Source organism: Arthrobacter sp. RAF14 (assembly GCF_052114185.1).
Lineage (GTDB): Bacteria > Actinomycetota > Actinomycetes > Actinomycetales > Micrococcaceae > Arthrobacter_E.
This window is the reverse complement of record NZ_JBFREG010000002.1, coordinates 23,760-39,877: the sequence shown is the minus strand read 5'-3', so window position 1 is coordinate 39,877 and position 16,118 is coordinate 23,760. Positions and strand designations below refer to the sequence as shown.

15 protein-coding genes and 1 pseudogene are annotated in these 16,118 nt (G+C 68.2%); 9 read left to right on the top strand and 7 right to left on the bottom strand.

From position 1 onward, the window contains the following. The first annotated feature begins 276 nt into the window (after positions 1-276). The 5 genes from infC (at position 277) to AB4Y75_RS07750 (ending at position 4,036) form a co-directional block, all read left to right on the top strand. Positions 277-1,257, top strand: coding sequence for a translation initiation factor IF-3 (gene infC / locus AB4Y75_RS07770; protein WP_441435311.1), 981 nt, complete (start codon positions 277-279; stop codon positions 1,255-1,257). Positions 1,258-1,394: 137 nt separating this feature from the next. Then, a complete protein-coding gene (gene rpmI / locus AB4Y75_RS07765) occupies positions 1,395-1,589 on the top strand; it encodes a 50S ribosomal protein L35 (RefSeq protein WP_441435310.1) in 195 nt (64 codons plus the stop codon). Positions 1,590-1,681: 92 nt separating this feature from the next. Further along, positions 1,682-2,062, top strand: a complete 381-nt coding sequence (gene rplT, locus AB4Y75_RS07760; protein ID WP_441435309.1) for a 50S ribosomal protein L20 — start codon at positions 1,682-1,684, stop codon at positions 2,060-2,062. Positions 2,063-2,078: 16 nt separating this feature from the next. Continuing rightward, positions 2,079-3,008 carry a TrmH family RNA methyltransferase gene (locus tag AB4Y75_RS07755; RefSeq protein WP_441435308.1) on the top strand — a complete coding sequence of 310 codons (930 nt, stop codon included), beginning with the start codon at positions 2,079-2,081 and terminating at the stop codon, positions 3,006-3,008. Between the two features lie 110 nt (positions 3,009-3,118). Then, positions 3,119-4,036, top strand: a complete 918-nt coding sequence (locus AB4Y75_RS07750) for a cation diffusion facilitator family transporter (protein ID WP_441435307.1) — start codon at positions 3,119-3,121, stop codon at positions 4,034-4,036. A gap of 226 nt (positions 4,037-4,262) precedes the next feature. Here AB4Y75_RS07750 and AB4Y75_RS07745 read toward each other — a convergent pair whose 3' ends face one another. Next, positions 4,263-5,498, bottom strand: coding sequence for an MFS transporter (locus AB4Y75_RS07745; RefSeq protein ID WP_441435306.1), 1,236 nt, complete (start codon positions 5,496-5,498; stop codon positions 4,263-4,265). Positions 5,499-5,635: 137 nt separating this feature from the next. On the opposite strand from AB4Y75_RS07745, the gene AB4Y75_RS07740 reads away from it, so the two are divergent. Further along, positions 5,636-6,067 (top strand): (deoxy)nucleoside triphosphate pyrophosphohydrolase, encoded by a 432-nt coding sequence (locus tag AB4Y75_RS07740; RefSeq protein WP_441435305.1) that lies wholly within the window; start codon positions 5,636-5,638, stop codon positions 6,065-6,067. Between the two features lie 342 nt (positions 6,068-6,409). Here AB4Y75_RS07740 and AB4Y75_RS07735 read toward each other — a convergent pair. The 3 genes and pseudogenes from AB4Y75_RS07735 to AB4Y75_RS07725 form a co-directional block, all read right to left on the bottom strand. Further along, positions 6,410-7,492 (bottom strand): annotated as a pseudogene (locus AB4Y75_RS07735) (Rv2578c family radical SAM protein); the annotation flags it as partial. A gap of 69 nt (positions 7,493-7,561) precedes the next feature. Next, complete coding sequence (locus tag AB4Y75_RS07730; RefSeq protein WP_441435304.1) at positions 7,562-8,200, bottom strand: SIMPL domain-containing protein; 639 nt, start codon at positions 8,198-8,200, stop codon at positions 7,562-7,564. A 34-nt stretch (positions 8,201-8,234) separates the two neighbouring features. After that, positions 8,235-8,651 (bottom strand): hypothetical protein, encoded by a 417-nt coding sequence (locus AB4Y75_RS07725; RefSeq protein ID WP_441435303.1) that lies wholly within the window; start codon positions 8,649-8,651, stop codon positions 8,235-8,237. 87 nt (positions 8,652-8,738) lie between these two features. Here AB4Y75_RS07725 and pheS point away from each other — a divergent pair, with 87 nt between their 5' ends. Both pheS and pheT read left to right on the top strand, forming a co-directional pair. After that, on the top strand, positions 8,739-9,800 hold the full coding sequence (gene pheS / locus AB4Y75_RS07720) for a phenylalanine--tRNA ligase subunit alpha (protein WP_370959648.1): 1,062 nt from the start codon (positions 8,739-8,741) through the stop codon (positions 9,798-9,800). Positions 9,801-9,802: 2 nt separating this feature from the next. Next, positions 9,803-12,346: a phenylalanine--tRNA ligase subunit beta gene (gene pheT / locus AB4Y75_RS07715; RefSeq protein WP_441435302.1), complete on the top strand. Its 2,544-nt coding sequence runs from the start codon at positions 9,803-9,805 to the stop codon at positions 12,344-12,346. A 94-nt stretch (positions 12,347-12,440) separates the two neighbouring features. Here the strand turns inward: pheT and AB4Y75_RS07710 are convergent, their stop codons facing one another. Then, complete coding sequence (locus AB4Y75_RS07710; RefSeq protein WP_441435301.1) at positions 12,441-12,860, bottom strand: ASCH domain-containing protein; 420 nt, start codon at positions 12,858-12,860, stop codon at positions 12,441-12,443. A gap of 164 nt (positions 12,861-13,024) precedes the next feature. After that, entirely contained in the window at positions 13,025-13,933 is a 909-nt protein-coding gene (gene ppk2 / locus AB4Y75_RS07705; protein ID WP_441435300.1) for a polyphosphate kinase 2, read from the bottom strand. A 76-nt stretch (positions 13,934-14,009) separates the two neighbouring features. On the opposite strand from ppk2, the gene AB4Y75_RS07700 reads away from it, so the two are divergent. After that, the gene (locus tag AB4Y75_RS07700) at positions 14,010-14,795 is read left to right on the top strand and encodes a 4'-phosphopantetheinyl transferase superfamily protein (RefSeq protein ID WP_441435299.1); all 786 of its coding nucleotides are present in this window, start codon (positions 14,010-14,012) and stop codon (positions 14,793-14,795) included. Here AB4Y75_RS07700 and AB4Y75_RS07695 read toward each other — a convergent pair. Then, positions 14,740-16,089, bottom strand: coding sequence for a M1 family metallopeptidase (locus tag AB4Y75_RS07695; RefSeq protein WP_441435298.1), 1,350 nt, complete (start codon positions 16,087-16,089; stop codon positions 14,740-14,742). The genes AB4Y75_RS07700 and AB4Y75_RS07695 overlap by 56 nt on opposite strands. Positions 16,090-16,118: the final 29 nt, after the last annotated feature.

Genomic DNA, 16,118 nt, shown 5'->3' with positions numbered 1-16,118 from the left:
TTCTCCCACCCGCGTCGACCGCCGTTCGGACAGGGGCTCAGGCCTCTGGAATCGGACACTGAAGGTCGCCGGGTCAGAATAGGACGGCAGTCCTGCGTCTGGTCATCACTCCGGTGGTGTTCCGCACGCTGTGATCTTTGTCCGACTCAGTTTCCTGAGGCCTCCGCTTGCACTGGCAAGAGGAGGCCTTTCTCATTGCCAGTGGAACAAGGCAACGAGCAACAGGAGCTACACATTAGCGATCCACGTATCAATGAGCGTATCCGCGTCCCCGAGGTGCGGTTGGTCGGCCCAGCCGGTGAGCAGGTGGGTATCGTCCGCATCGAGGACGCCCTCCGTCTGGCCGCAGAAGCAGACCTTGATCTCGTTGAGGTTGCGCCTCAGGCCAAGCCGCCTGTCTGCAAGCTGATGGACTTCGGCAAGTACAAGTACGAAGCCGCGGTGAAGGCACGCGAGGCCCGGAAGAACCAGACCAACACGGTCCTGAAGGAAATCCGGTTCCGCCTGAAGATCGACAAGCACGACTACGAGACCAAGCGCGGTCACGCACTGCGTTTCCTCGGCGCCGGTGACAAGGTCAAGGCCATGATTCAGTTCCGCGGCCGTGAGCAGCAGCGTCCGGAGATGGGCATCCGCCTCCTCCAGCGCTTCGCCGAAGACGTGGCCGAGGTCGGCGTGATCGAGTCCACCCCGCGCATCGATGGCCGCAACATGGTCATGGTGATCGGACCGCTCAAGAACAAGGCCGAAGCCAAGGCGGAAGCCCGGCGTGCCGCGCAGCGTGCCGAGGCCAAGGCCCAGAACGAGGCCAAGGCTCTCGCCGAGTCCGGCCGAGTGGACACGGACAGCGCGACCCCGCTGAGCAACAACCTGGGCGAGCAGCTCGCCGAGGCTCTGAAGGCCAGCGAAGCGACCGCCGTGGAGGCGCCGCTTGAGGACGTCGCGGTGGACGAGACGGTCGTCGCCGAGGTTCCCGCTGAGGAAGCCGTGGCCGAGGTCGTCGAGGAAGCTCCCGTCGAGGAGGCTCCCGCTGAGGAAGCCGCCGTCGAGGTCATCGAGGAGGCTCCTGCTGAGGAAGCCGCCGTCGAGGTCATCGAGGAGGCTCCCGTGAAGGAAGCGGCGCCTGCGAAGGCCGCCAAGCCTGCTGCTGCGAAGCCCGCGGCGGCGCCGAAGCCGGCTGCGAAGCCCGCTGCGGCACCGAAGCCTTCGATGCCGAAGCCGGGTGTTCCGAAGCCCGGGGCCCGCAAGGCCAACTAGACGTCAGTCCTTCGCTCCGAAGGCCCTCCGATGACGAGGGCCGCCGGGGCGGAAAGCCCATCGGCATCCGTCAGGATTGCCGGAATGTGATTCGCAGGTCCGTCAGGGCCTGTGGCAACGTAAGGAGATCGGTCCCCATGCCGAAGATGAAGACCCACAGTGGTGCCAAGAAGCGCTTCAAGCTGACCGGTAGCGGCAAGCTCAAGCGCCAGCAGGCCAACCGCCGCCACTACCTGGAGCACAAGCCCAGCACCCTGACCCGCCGCCTGGCCGGCGACCGCATCGTCGCCAAGGGCGATGCCAAGGTCATCAAGAAGATGCTGGGCATCTAAGTTCCATTTCCCGGCCGGATGGCCAACCACTTAAGGCCCTGCGCCGCCTGACATGGCGAGCCGAGCAGGCCAATGATTGAAGGAGTACGCACGTGGCACGTGTGAAGCGGGCGGTCAACGCCCACAAGAAGCGTCGGGTTGTTCTTGAGCGCGCCAAGGGTTACCGCGGCCAGCGTTCGCGCCTGTACCGCAAGGCCAAGGAGCAGCTGCTCCACTCGTTCGTTTACAGCTACGGCGACCGCCGCAAGCGCAAGGGTGACTTCCGCCGCCTGTGGATCCAGCGCATCAACGCTGCATCCCGCGCCAACGGCCTCACCTACAACCGTCTGATCCAGGGCCTCAAGGCCGCTGAGGTCGAGGTTGACCGCCGCATGCTCGCCGAGCTGGCCGTGTCCGACGCCGGCACCTTCGCCGCACTGGTGAAGCTCGCCAAGGACGCCCTGCCGGCCGACACCTCCGCCCCGAAGAACTAAGTAAGTCCTTCTCAGCGTGAGCTTTTCCGAGCGCCCCCAAGCCGCCTCCATGTCCAACCCCCGGGCTGACCGGGTCAGAGACGTGGCACGGCTTGCGGGGCGCTCGGCGCGTTCCCGGCGGGGTCAGTTCCTCGCAGAGGGTCCGCAATCCGTCCGTGAAGCCCTCGTGGCTCATCGTGAACGGCTGTCCCGCGGCGACGAGGGGCTGGTCACGGAGCTGTACGCCAGCCAGGCCTGCCTGGACCGGCACCCCGAGCTCGCCGCCGGCGCGCAGGGGGTCCAGACCCGGATCGCCACGGACGAGGTGCTGGCCGCCATGGCCGACACCGTCAACCCCCAGGGCATCGTGGCCGTGTGCCGCTTCCTGGATCGCCCCCTGGATGAAGTGCTCGACGCCGGCCCGCGCCTGCTCGCGGTGCTGTGCCAGGTCCGTGACCCCGGCAACGCCGGAACGGTGCTGCGGGCCGCGGACGCCGCGGGCGCCGATGCCGTGATCTACTCCGGCTCCAGCGTCGACATCTACAACCCGAAGGCCGTGCGTTCCACGGCCGGATCGCTCTTCCACCTCCCCGTGGTGACCGGCGTCGACGTCGCGGACCTCGCGGCACGGTGCGCCGAGCGCGGTATCGGGATTCTCGCGGCGGACGGTTACGGCTCGCTCGACCTGGACGAACTCCAGGACGCCAGCGCGGCACGCCGTCTGCTGGCCTCCACGGCGGGCGACGGCCCGGTTGCGACCCCGGATGGGGAGCAGCCGCCGTCGTACGATCTGGCTTCCCCCACCGCTTGGTTCTTCGGCAATGAGGCTCAGGGCCTCGCCCCGGAGGAGATCGCCCTGAGCGATCACCGTGTGGCCGTCCCGGTCTACGGTTCGGCTGAGAGCCTGAATCTCGGCACCGCTGCGACGGTCTGCCTCTACGCCAGCGCCCGCGCCCAGCGCCGCTGAAGCCCCTTCTCCTGGCCCTCCGGCGTAAAACTGCCGGTCCCGCACTCGGGATCCGTCCGGGACGACTAGCCTTGGAATGAATTGTCACTCCAAGTCTCACAAGGGGAATCATGTCCGCAAGTGGCGGAAACAAGGCCGTCGTGGCCGCCCTGTCCGCGAACCTCGCCATCGCCGCGATGAAGTTCGTGGCCTACGCCTTCACTCTCAGCAGTTCCATGCTCGCCGAGGCGATCCACTCCGTGGCCGACTCCGGGAACCAGGTCCTCCTGCTCCTGGGCGGGAAGCGGGCCAAGCGCGCCGCCGATTCGGAACATCCGTTCGGCTACGGGCGTGAGCGGTACATCTACGCCTTCATCGTCTCGATCGTGCTGTTCAGCGTCGGCGGCCTGTTCGCACTGTACGAGGCCTATGAGAAGTTCCACGACCCGCACGGCATCGAGGGGCCCTTCTGGTGGGTCCCGCTCGCCGTCCTGGTGGGCGCCATCGTGGCGGAGGGATTCTCCTTCCGCACCGCCATCCGCGAGGCGAACCACATCCGTGGCCGTCAGGGATGGATTCCGTTCGTCCGCAACGCCAAACAGCCGGAACTGCCCGTGGTCCTTCTGGAGGACTTCGGAGCGCTCATCGGTCTGGTGTTCGCACTGTTCGGCGTCTCCATGACTCTCGTGACCGGCAACGGCATCTGGGACGCGTTCGGCACCGCCATGATCGGCCTCCTGCTCGTGGCGATCGCCATCATCCTGGCACTGGAGACCAAGTCGCTGCTGATCGGTGAATCCGCCAGCGCGAACGATGTCGCCGCCATCGAAAAGGCCATCCAGGAGGACGGCACCCGGATCATCCACCTCAAGACCCTGCACCTGGGTCCGGAGGAGCTGCTGGTGGCTGCGAAGTTCAGTGTGCCGGAGGGCGCCAGCGGCGCGTCCATCGCCCAGGCGATCGACGACGCCGAGTCCCGCATCCGCGCCTCGGTTCCTTCAGCGCGGGTGATCTACCTCGAGCCGGACATCTACCGGCCCGGGAACTGATCAGTCCCGGGTTCGCGGAACCGGGATACGGCGAGGGCCGGGCCACATGGCCCGGCCCTCGCCGTATCTCCGGTTGATGTCCCGGCCTGCTCGGATTCCCAGCCCGGGCGCTCGGCCCGGTTACTCAGTCCGGTTACTCGGCCCGTTACTCAGTCCGATTACTCAGCCCGGGTGCCGGGCTGAGGGCCGTCGTCCTCTGCAGCCGTTCAGCTGAGAGGCCTGCTCCTCAGTGTTCGATGTCGTGGTGAACCGACTGCACCGGGAAACGACGTTCGAGGCGGCCGCTCGTGAGGGCGACTCCCAGGCCCAGAAGGGCCAGGACTGCGCCCACGAGGGCCGGTGCGGTGTAGCCGTAGCCGAGGGCGATCACCACGCCGCCGAGGAAGGCGCCTGCCGCGTTCGCCAGGTTGAGCGCGGCGTGATTGAGCGACGACGCCAGGCTGGGAGCGTCCGGCGAGGCATCCAGCAGGCGGGTCTGCAGGGGAGTGGTGAGCAGGGAGCCGATGCCGCCGACCACGAACACCATGATCAGCGCCGCAGGCGCCCAGGGAGCGGCCAGTGTGTACAGCACCAGAGCGATCGCGATGGCGATCAGCGCGCGGTAGATGGAACCCATGACGGACTTGTCCGCCAGGCGCCCGCCCACGATGGTGCCGATGACCATGCCCAGGCCGTAAATCGCCACCACCAGCGGGATCAGGCTCTCCGGAAGGTGGCTCACCTCCGTCATGGTGTGCGAGATGTAGGTGTACGTCGCGAAGAATCCGCCGAAGCCGATGGTGCCGATCAGAAGAGCCATCCAGACCTGGACCCGTTTGAGGGCACCCAGTTCCCGGCGGATGCTGGCACCCGGGATGCTGGCTTCGAAGGGGACGAACAAGGCGATGGCCCCCGCCGTGAGGAGGGCGATCACGGAGACGAGGGCGAAGAGCAGCTGCCAGCCGAAGTTCTGGCCCAGCCAGGTGGCGAACGGGACGCCGATGACATTCGCGACGGTCAGGCCGGTCATGACCATGGAGATGGCCCAGCCGCGCTTGGTGGCCGGGACCAGCGACGCCGCGATCACCGCGGCGATGCCGAAGTACGCGCCGTGGGGCAGACCGGAGATGAAGCGGGAGAGGGCCATGGCGCCGTAACTGTCGGCGAGCATGCTGGACGCGTTGGCGACGGCGTAGAACAGCATGAGGCCGATCGCGAGACGTTTGCGAGGCAATCGTGCCCCGAACGCCGCCAGGAGCGGGGCGCCCACGCAGACGCCCAGGGCGTAGGCGGAGATGAGCGTGCCGGCCTGGGGCGTGGTCAGATGCAGTCCATGCTCGACTTCCCGGAGCAGGCCCATCATGGCGAACTCGACGGTGCCGATCGCGAAACCGCCCATGGCGAGTGCGACGATGGCCCGGGTCAGGGCGGCGGAGGACAGGCGGGGACGTGTGATGGTCCCGGCCGGGGGAGAGGTGGTCACGGAGAATCCTTGACTGGGGGTGGGCTGGTCTGTGATCACGACGTCGGGACCAACGTCTCCATTGTCGCAACGGACGGGTTCAGACGCCATTTGTACGCGCCCCGCGCGCCGCGGGGGTGGACCTAGACTGGTCCGCGATGACTACTGCACCGCGTCTGGTGGTCGGCGCCGCCGTCCTGGACTCTCTCGTTCAGCCCCGATCCCTGCTCTGCGCCCGGCGCAGCGCTCCCGAGAGCCTGGCCGGGCTCTGGGAGTTCCCGGGTGGAAAAGTGGAACCCGGCGAGCATCCCGAGGCGGCTCTGCATCGAGAGCTTCGGGAAGAACTCGGCATTTCGGTGCACCTGGGTGGGGAAGTCCTCTCCGGCGCCCCGCACGGCTGGGTGCTCCACGGGAAGGCCACCATGAGGGTGTGGCTCGCCGAGGTGAGCGACGGCGCGCCCCAGCCGCTTGAAGATCACGACGAGCTGCGCTGGGTTCCCCTAGAAGAGGGCGCCCTGCACGCCTTGCCGTGGATTCCGGCGGACTTCCCGATCGTGGACGCCGTCCTGCGTCGGGCGACTGCTTCCTGACGGACCCCGCCCCGGCAGGCGGTGACCGCTTTCGGAACCCGGCGACGGAAGCATGTCCTGTCCGCTGACCAGGGCGGGCTCCCGGGTGGTGTGCCAGGACGGTGCTCCGCCGGAGAACCGCGACGTGGCATCCGGGAGGGACAACGCGGTGGTCAGCCGTGAGGCCGGGGTCCAGCCCTCCAGACTCGCCATGCTGCCTTCGGGGTACCGGGCTTCCTCGACCCGTGGATCGGGGTGGAATTCCGTCACGGCCCCGTCCCGGCTTCCCGGTCCGGCGGCTGTTCCTGGTCTGGCTGCTCCTGGTTTGGCAGCTCTTGGTTTGGCAGCTCCTCCTCCGGCTGTTCCCGGTCCGGCAGGGGCTCCGTCCAGACCCGCGGGGACGTCCGCGGTCACGGCCGGACCAGCCCCGGAGGCCGCGTCCAGGAGCTCGGAATGCGCGAAACCCTGGGACGTGGGGAAGCCGTGCTTTCTCTTGAAGAACGCCACCCGCTGGGCCAGCCACTTGCGGTACCCGGGATCGGCATAGGAACCCTGCCCCTTCGGCCCGGCGTACAGCCGACGGTACTTGCCCACCAGGGCGGGGTGCTCCCGAGCCAGCCACGACATGAACCACTCACGGGTGCCCGGCCTCAGGTACAGAGCACCGGCCGTCACGCCGGTGGCTCCCGCGGCTGCGAGTGACGAGAACAGGGAGTCCAGCGCGTCATCCGAGTCGCTCAGGTACGGCAGGATCGGCATGGCCATGACGCCGCACGGCAATCCGGCCTCGCGCAGCCGGGAGACCAGGCGCAGGCGGGCCCGCGGGCCCGGGGTGCCCGGTTCGATGGCTGCCTGGAGCTCCTCGTCCATCATGGCCAGGGAGATCCCCAGCCCGATCGGCACCGCCTGCCCGGCCTCGCGGAGCAACGGGATGTCCCGGGACAGCAGCGTGCCCTTGGTCAGGATGGAGAACGGTGTCCCGGATTCGGCCAGCGCCTCGATGATGCCCGGCATGAGCTGATACCGGCCTTCGGCGCGTTGATAGGGATCCGTGTTGGTGCCGAGCGCCACATGCTCATGCTTCCAGGACTTCCGGGCCAGTTCGGCACGCAGCACCTGTGCGGCATTGACCTTGACCACCACCTGGGAATCGAAGTCGAGGCCCGAGTCGAAGTCCAGGTATGTGTGGCTCTTCCTCGCGAAGCAGTACACGCACGCATGGCTGCAACCCCGGTAAGGGTTGATGGTCCAGGAGAACGGCATGGTCGACTGAGTCGGGACCTTGTTGAGCACCGATTTCGCGGTGACCTCATGGAAGGTGATTCCCGCGAACTCGGGCGTTGAGATGGAACGCAGCAGGCCCGCCATCGGCAACAGCGGGGCGGCCGTCGGGGCAGTGGCGGTGTCCACCAGTGCCGGCTGGAGTGCCTGTGCGTCCCATCTCATGCAAGTATTCGAACATATGTTCGAACGGAGTTCAAGGGGGTGGGAAGAGCTTTCCCGTGGTCCGTGTGCTCAGTCCACGGACCACGACACGGAGAGGGACACCTGGATCTCCTGCTCGCCCGCCTGGATGGCGCCATCCGCCTGAGGCGCGGAGGCCACCCGGGCGAAGGCGATGGGCGGCAGCCCGCCTCCGGCGGCGCCCTCGTCGATGCGCAGGACGTTGCCGAGGGTGACGCCCGCGGCGGACGCCAGCTGGGACGCCCGGGAGTGCGCGTCCCGCCAGGCCGCCTCGCGGGCCTGCGCCCGGACCGAGGTGGGGTCGGAGACCTCGAGTGAGAAGCCTTCGAGGCGGGCCTGCTCCCCACCGGCCGCGATGGCGCTCTGCAGGACGCCGGCGGCGTCCGGCAGCGAACGGAGCGTCACGCGCACCGTGCCACGCGCCACGTAACCCAGCAGACCGTCGTCGTGCCCGTCACGCCACTTCCGCTCCGCGCGGAGCGAGCGGTCGGTGGTGGCGATGTCGCGCGGCTCCACGCCCGCGGCGTGCAGCGCGTCCCGGAGGGAGTCGAGGGTGCGCCCGGACCGGGCGAAAGCCTCCTCAACGGTTCCGGCCAGCGTCTCGATGCTCAGCTGCGCGGTGGCGATGTCCGGCACCGCGGGGGCGCTCGCGTGCCCGGTGACGGAGATGGTGCGTGTCTGTGATTCCATGCCGTTCCTCTCGCCAGGTCCCCGGAGGGAGTGGTCAGAACCGATCCTGGTCCTGCCGCCCAATATAGCCACCCGCTTCGAGTCCCGCGGCACGCTCGAAGGGGTTCGCGAGGGCCGGGCTTCCCGTCCTCCAGAAGGAATAGGCGGCGCAGAGGCCGTAGAGCGGGAGGAACGGCAGGCCCAGACAGGCGGCGTACTGCCCGGCGTGACGGGATTCGTGGGCCAGCAGCTCCGGATCGTTCTCCACCGTGAGTCCTGGGCGACTCAGGATCACGGAGCCGATCGTGAAGGCGCCGCCGGAGGGAAAGCTCCAGGGGTAGTCGCGGGCGAGCCGCAGTCCCTGCGGTCCACGCTCGACGGTGCAGCGCGCGACCCGTGCGACGGCGAGGCCGAGCGGCGTGCTCAGGTTCAGCCAGTTGAGCGCCGCCCGCGTTTTCCACATGCCAGACATGCGCCCAGCCTACGACGGCCCGCGTACTAGACTTGTTCAGGGCCGCAGATGGCCCGTCACCACCCCTTCGACCCGAAAACACGGTACATGTCAGAGACCACTAAGGAAGTCATGGCCCCCAGCCCGTTGGATGAGGCCGCTCTCCAGAATGCTGTCGCAGAAGCCCTGGCAGCCTTTGAGGCGGCCGCCGATCTTGAGGAACTCAAGACGGCACGGCTGGCGCACACCGGTGAGAAATCGCCCCTGAGCCAGGCGAACGCGGCCATCCGTGATCTGCCCAAGGACCAGAAGAGCGCCGCCGGCAAGCTCATCGGCGGTGCCCGCGGCCAGGTCAACAAGGCGCTCGCCGCCCGCGCCGTGGTGCTGGAAGAGGAGAACGACGCGCGGATCCTCCTGGAGGAGACGGTCGACGTGACGGCCGCTCCGCGCCGTCGTCGTGCCGGTGCCCGGCATCCTCTCTCCGTGCTCCAGGAGCAGGTCTGCGACATCTTCGTGGGCATGGGCTGGGAGATCGCCGAAGGACCCGAGCTCGAGTCCGAGTGGTTCAACTTCGACGCCCTGAACTTCCAGCCGGACCACCCGGCCCGCGAGATGCAGGACACCTTCTTCGTGGAGCCTCCGGAGGCCCACCTCCTGCTGCGCACCCACACCTCGCCCGTCCAGGTCCGTTCCATGCTGGAGCGCGAACTTCCGGTCTACGTGCTGTGCCCCGGCAAGGTGTTCCGCACCGACGAGCTGGACGCCACCCACACCCCCGTGTTCCACCAGTTCGAGGGTCTGGCGATCGACAAGGGCCTGTCCATGGCCGATCTGCGCGGCACGCTGGAGCACTTCGCCCGCCAGATGTTCGGTGCGGAGGCCAAGATCCGGCTGCGCCCCAACTACTTCCCCTTCACCGAGCCGAGCGCCGAACTCGACATCTGGCACCCGGGCGCCAAGGGCGGCCCGCAGTGGATCGAGTGGGGCGGCTGCGGCATGGTCAACCCGAACGTGCTCCGCGCTGCGGGGATCGACCCGGAGGAGTATTCCGGCTTCGCGTTCGGCATGGGCATCGAGCGCACCCTCATGTTCCGCAATGAGGTTGCCGACATGCGGGACATGATCGAGGGCGACATTCGTTTCAGCGAGCACTTCGGGATGGAGATCTAAGCGTGCGCATTCCACTTTCCTGGCTCCGTGAGTACACGGAGCTCCCTGCAGGCGCGTCCTCCGAGGACCTGATGGCGGACCTGGTCCGCGTCGGCTTCGAAGAGGAGGACGTGCACCGTCCCGCCGACACGATCTCCGGTCCCGTCGTGGTGGGCCAGGTCCTGTCCCTGGTCAAGGAGCCGCAGAGCAACGGCAAGACCATCAACTGGTGCCAGGTCCGCGTGGTTCCGGAAGGCCAGCAGCAGACCCTGGAAGGCAAGGGCATCGAGCCCTCCGGCATCCAGGGAATCGTCTGCGGCGCCCACAACTTCGTGGAGGGTGACAAGGTGGTGGTGACCCTCCCGGGCGCCGTCCTGCCCGGTGACTTCCACATCTCGCCCCGGAAGACGTACGGTCACGTCTCCGCCGGCATGATCGCATCCGCCCGCGAGCTGGGGCTGGGCGACGAGCACGACGGCATCATCGTGCTGTCCACGCTCGGCCTGGATCCGGAGCTTGGCACCGATGCCCTGGAGCTGTTCGGCCTGAAGGACGAGGCCGCCGAGATCAACGTGACCCCGGACCGGAGCTACGCCTTCAGCATCCGTGGCGTCGCCCGTGAATACGCCCATGCCACCGGCACGGCGTTCACCGATCCGGCGTCGCAGGTCACCGTCCCGGCGGCCCTCGGCGAAGGCTACCCGGTGACGCTGTCCGATCAGGCGCCCATTTACGGCGTACCCGGCTGCGACCGCTTCGTGGCCCGCGTGGTCCGCGGAGTGGACACGAGCCGTCCCACGCCGCAGTGGATGGTCTCCCGGCTGCGTCTCGCCGGCATCCGCTCCATCAGCCTGCCCGTGGACATCTCCAACTACGTCATGCTGGAACTCGGTCAGCCGAACCACTGCTACGACCTGGACACCCTCGACGGCGGCATCGTGGTCCGTCGTGCCCTCCCGGGCGAGCGGATCTTCACGCTGGATGAGAAGGACCGGGCGCTCGACGCCGAGGACCTGGTCATCGCGGACGGCTCCGGAGCGATCGGGATCGCCGGTGTGATGGGCGGCGCCCGCACGGAGGTGTCCGCGAACACCAAGGACATCCTGGTGGAGGCGGCCCACTTCGACACGATCTCGATCGCGCGTGCCCGCCGTCGCCACAAGCTGCCGAGCGAAGCGTCCAAGAGGTTCGAGCGTGGCGTCGACTGGTACCTGGCTCCTCTCGCCGCGCAGCGCGTGGTTGACCTCCTCGTGGAGCTCGCCGGCGGAACAGCCGACGAGGCGGGCACCGATGTGGGCACGGTTCCGGAGACGGTGAACATCTTCCTCCCGACCGGCTTCGTGTCCGCACGGATCGGCGTGGAGTACACGCCCGAGCAGATCGAGAGCAGCCTGACGGACCTGGGCGCGACCGTGACCGGGACCGAGGGCGGCTGGACCGTCACGGCTCCGAGCTGGCGCAACGACCTGGAGACCAAGGAGGACCTCTCCGAGGAGATCGCCCGCCTGGTCGGCTACGACAAGATCCCGGCCACCCTCCCGGTGGCGCCTCCCGGACGTGGCCTGAGCCGTGTCCAGAAGCAGCGCCGTCGGGTGATGCAGGCGCTCGCCGACTCCGGTCTGGTGGAGGTGCTGGCCTACCCGTTCGTGACCAGGGCCTCCAACGACGTGTTCGGCACGCCCGAGGCCGGCGCCACCGTGCAGGCGGTCAAGCTGGCGAACCCGCTGAGCGAGGAATTCGGCTGGCTGCGGACCTCCGTGCTGCCGGGTCTGCTCGAGACGGCCAAGCGCAACATCTCGCGCGGCTTCCGTGATCTGGCGCTGTTCGAGGCCGGTCTGGTGTTCCTGCCGGACGGCGAGCTGGGCACGCCCGGCATCCCTCCGCTGGGTGCCAAGCCCTCGGATGAGGTGCTGGACGGCCTGTACGGCGGGATCCCGGCGCAGCCGCAGCACATCGCCGGCGTCTTCACGGGCAAGGACAGCCCCGCCGCGCCGGGTCACACGCCGCGTGCGTGGGACTGGGCCGACGCGGTCGACGCAGCCCGGCTCGTGGCCGACGTGCTCGGCGTCGAGATCGTGGTGGAGCAGGGTGCGCATCAGGCCTTCCATCCGGGCCGCACCGCTGTGCTGCGTCTGCGCTCCGGTGAGCTCGTGGGCTACGCGGGCGAACTGCACCCCAAGCTGGTGAAGTCGCAGGATCTGCCGGCCCGGACGGTCGCGTTCGAGATCGATGCCGACGTGCTCTTCGAGGCCGCGGCCGACGTCGTGGTGGCCAAGGCGATCTCCACCTTCCCGGTGGCGACGCAGGACGTGGCACTGATCGTCGACGGCGACCAGCCGGCCGCCGCCGTGCAGGAAACCCTGCGCGAGGGCGCCGGAGAGCTGCTGGAGGACGTCGCGCTGTTCGACGTCTACGTCGGCACCGGCATCCCGGAGGGCAAGAAGTCGCTGGCTTTCGGTCTGCGGTTCCGTGCGGATGACCGCACGCTGACGGCCGACGAGGCCTCCGAGGCACGCGCCTCGGCCGTCGCACTCGCGGCGGAGCGTTTCGGGGCCGTCCAGCGCTGACCGTTTCCTGACGCCGTCTCATCGACTGTTCCACAGGACGCCGTTTTCCCTGATTTCCGGGGGATCTCGGCATCCTGTGGAACAGTCGATGTGGTTAAAGCGGCTGGACGGTCATGCGCACGCACACGATCGGGGTGTCATCGGTGACCCGGAAGTCCAGATCGCCCAGTGATTCGCGGAAGTCGGCTGAATGCCAGAACTCCTCATGAGCGGTGCGCCATTCCGCGACGGAACTGAAGCCTTCGCCCTCGGCCAGCGCATGGTCGAGAGGGACGTCTTTGAGGCGGCGCACCTCCACCCCGGTCACGGTCTCCACGGCGACCGGTTCACCCTGTGAGTCCACGACGACGGCCCGGTCGCCCACGCGCGGCAACGGCTCCCGCTCGGTGTACTCGAGCAGCAGGGAGGACGTTGACATCTTCGTCCCGTCGAGCAGGGCGGCCACGAGTCGATCCCGCAGGGGGCCGGGGAACGCGTACTCCGAAACGGGCAGGGAGGGGTCGGTCGTGGTCATCCGGCCAGTCTAAGAGGCTGGGGTTCCTCGGCGGGCCCCTCGCCATCGATTGCTCGGTAGGTGTCGTTCTGACCGCTCAAAACGACACCTACGGAGCAATCGATGGGGGGGAGAACGTGAGGGAGAGGGCGAGGGAAGGTGTGGGAGACGGCGGGGGATCGGGCTCAGAGCCCTGGGTGCTCGCCGTCCTCGAAGATCCGGGACGCCGGTCCCACGATGAGAGGGTCCGGGGCGGTGGCGAGCTCGGGGTCCTTGCCGTCGTAGTCGAAGAGATTCAGGACGTGGCGCATGGCCTCAAGGCGGGCGCGCTTCTTGTCGTTGCTCTTCACGACCGTCCAGGGCGCGTGGTCACGGTCGGTGGCCAGGAACATGGCCTCCTTGGCGCCGGTGTAGGAATCCCACTTGTCCAGCGAGGCGAGGTCCATGGGGGAGAGCTTCCATTGGCGCACCGGGTCCACCTGGCGGATGGTGAAACGGGTCAGCTGCTCGGACCGGGACACCGAGAACCAGAACTTCACCACGTCGATGCCGTCCTGGACCAGCAGCTCCTCGAACAACGGCACCTGGCGCAGGAACACCTGGTACTGCTCGTCGGTGCAGAAGCCCATGACCCGCTCCACGCCCGCACGGTTGTACCAGGAGCGGTCGAACAGGACCATCTCGCCGGCAGCAGGAAGATGCTTCACGTAGCGCTGGAAGTACCACTGGCTCTGCTCGGTACTGCTGGGCTTCTCCAGCGCGACCACTCGGGCGCCGCGCGGGTTCAGATGTTCCGTGAACCGCTTGATGGTCCCGCCCTTGCCTGCGGCGTCCCGGCCTTCGAAGACCAGGAGCAGACGGCGGCCGTTTCCCTTGATCCACTTCTGCAGTTTCAGCAGCTCGATTTGCAGGAGCCGCTTCTCCAGCTCGTACTGCGGGCGGTCCATGCGCTCGGCGTACGGGTACCCCTCGCGCCAGGTGTCGACCGGCATGCCCCGGGCGTCCAGCAGGACCGGATCGTCATCGTCATTGTCCAGCACGGTGAAGCCGGGAGGCGGCTGGATCTCCGCGAGCGAGTGGTTCAGAAAGCTCATGGCGTCACCGTAGACGTGCCCGATGAACGGCTGTTGAACGGGTGCAGGCGGGAATCCCGCCAGGGACAATGGACCCATGCGTGTGATCACCTGGCTGGGCTCCCTGGACGAGGCCTCTCGACTCGACGGGCTTCCGCCTCTCGACGCCGCCGAACAGGAGCGGGCCAGGGCCTTCACCTCGGACGTCGCCAGGGAGCGCTTCGGCACGCTGCGCCGGATCCAGCGGGGTCTCCTCGCGGAGGCGCTGGGGACGGAACCGGGACGGCTCCTCAGTTCCTACGACTGTCCGGACTGCGGCTTCGGGGCGGGACACGGCAGGCCGGGCTACCTGCTGGCGGGACCTGTCACGGAGCCACAGCGCGCGTCGGCGGCGGGATCGGCCGCCCTGTCCGGCACCGGGGCGAGCGAGGCCGGTGAGCCGCTGCGGCTGAGCGGTGTGGCGCTTTCGGCCAGCCGCGCGGGGGAGTGGGGCGCCGTCGTCGTCGTGGCCGGCGTGGAACGCGGCTTCTGGATCGGACTGGACCTCACCCTGCACGAGGAGATCTTCGACGGCTTCGACGACGTTGCGCTCAGCGGGCCGGAGAAGTCCTGGCTGGACGGACAGCCGCCCGCCCGGCGGAATGCCGGACGGGCCGCGCTGTGGGCCGCCAAGGAGGCTGCGGCGAAAAGGGACGGACACGGACTGCGGAAGGACCCGGCGCGCATCGCGGTCCTGGCCGCGGCAGAGGACAGGGGAAGCGAAGCAGGCTACGCGCCCGGAGTGGTGCGCCTGGAAACCCGTGCGGAGGGGCTGCCCCCGCACGCGCTCATGGCAGCGGTGCCGGCAGCGGCGGAAGACGCTTTTCGTAGAGCCACGGCCTGAGCAGCCCGGCCGCGTCGATCCCAGGCACGAGCGAATCCGCCAGGGCGAACAGCTCCTGGGGGGTGACGGTGGCATGCCGGTGCTTCCGGGTCCACTCACGCAGCAGCGTGAAGAACGCTTCGTCGCCCATGGCGGTCCGCAGCACGTGCAGCGCCAGGGCGCCCCGCTTGTAGACACGGTCATCGAACATGTCCCGCGGACCCGGATCGCCCACGGCCAGATCCTGGGCCTGATCCGCCAGTTTGCGCCAGGCGGCCAGCACTCGCAGCTGCGTGCTGAGCGTCCCGCTGGCCTCGCTCCACAGCCATTCCGCGTAGCAGGCGAAGCCCTCATGCAGCCAGATGTCCTTCCAGCTGCCGACCGTCAGGGAGTTGCCGAACCACTGATGGCTCAGCTCGTGCGCCACGAGCCGCTGCGCCTCCCACTCCGTGTTCAGGTGGTTGCGCCCGATGATCGAGAGTGCCTGGGCCTCCAGCGGGATCTCCAGCTCGTCCTCCGTGACCACCACGGTGTACTCCCCGAACGGGTAGGACCCGAACAGCTCCTCGAAGAGGTCCATCATGTCCCGCTGCCGGGCCAGGCCGGTCTCGGCGTGTGCACGGAGCGATGGAGGCACGGCCACGTGGATCGGGACGGCGGCGGACGGCCCGGCGACGTCGAACGTGGTGTAGCGGCCGATCTGCAGGGTCGCCAGGTAGCTCGCCATCGGCTCCTTCTGCTCGAACACCCAGGTCTCGCGGCTGGACTTCCTCCGGTGCTCCACCAGTCGGCCGTTGCACACCACGCGGTAATCGGCGTCGGTGGTCACCGTGAAGCGGTAGGACGCCTTCTGACTCGGGTGGTCATTGCACGGGAACCACGACGGCGCGCCGTCCGGCTGGCCGGCGACCAGGACGCCGTCGCGCAGCTCCTCCCAGCCGACCTCACCCCAGGTGCCCCGGCGCGGTCGCGGATTGCCCTCGTAACGCACCTCCAGGAGGAATTCCTCGCCCTTGGGGATGCTGTGCGGGACGTTGATGACGAGCTTCTCGCCACGATGGGAGAACTTGGCCACCCGAGAGCCGTTGAGCTGGATCTTGGTGGGCTTGAGGCCGGCCAGATCCAGGGAGATCTGGCTCAGCTTGACGTTCGCCTTGCCCCGGATCGCCGCCACTCCCTGGAGCCGGTTGCTCGCCAGGCGGCAATCGAGTTCCAGATCGTAGTGCCGGACGCTGTAGTCCGCACTTCCGTGCCCGGGGGTGTACGGGTCCGGGATCAGGGAGGCCGGGTGCTTCTTGCCGTGATGCTCTGACATGAGGGAGAGGGTCATCCAGGGTCGGGGAC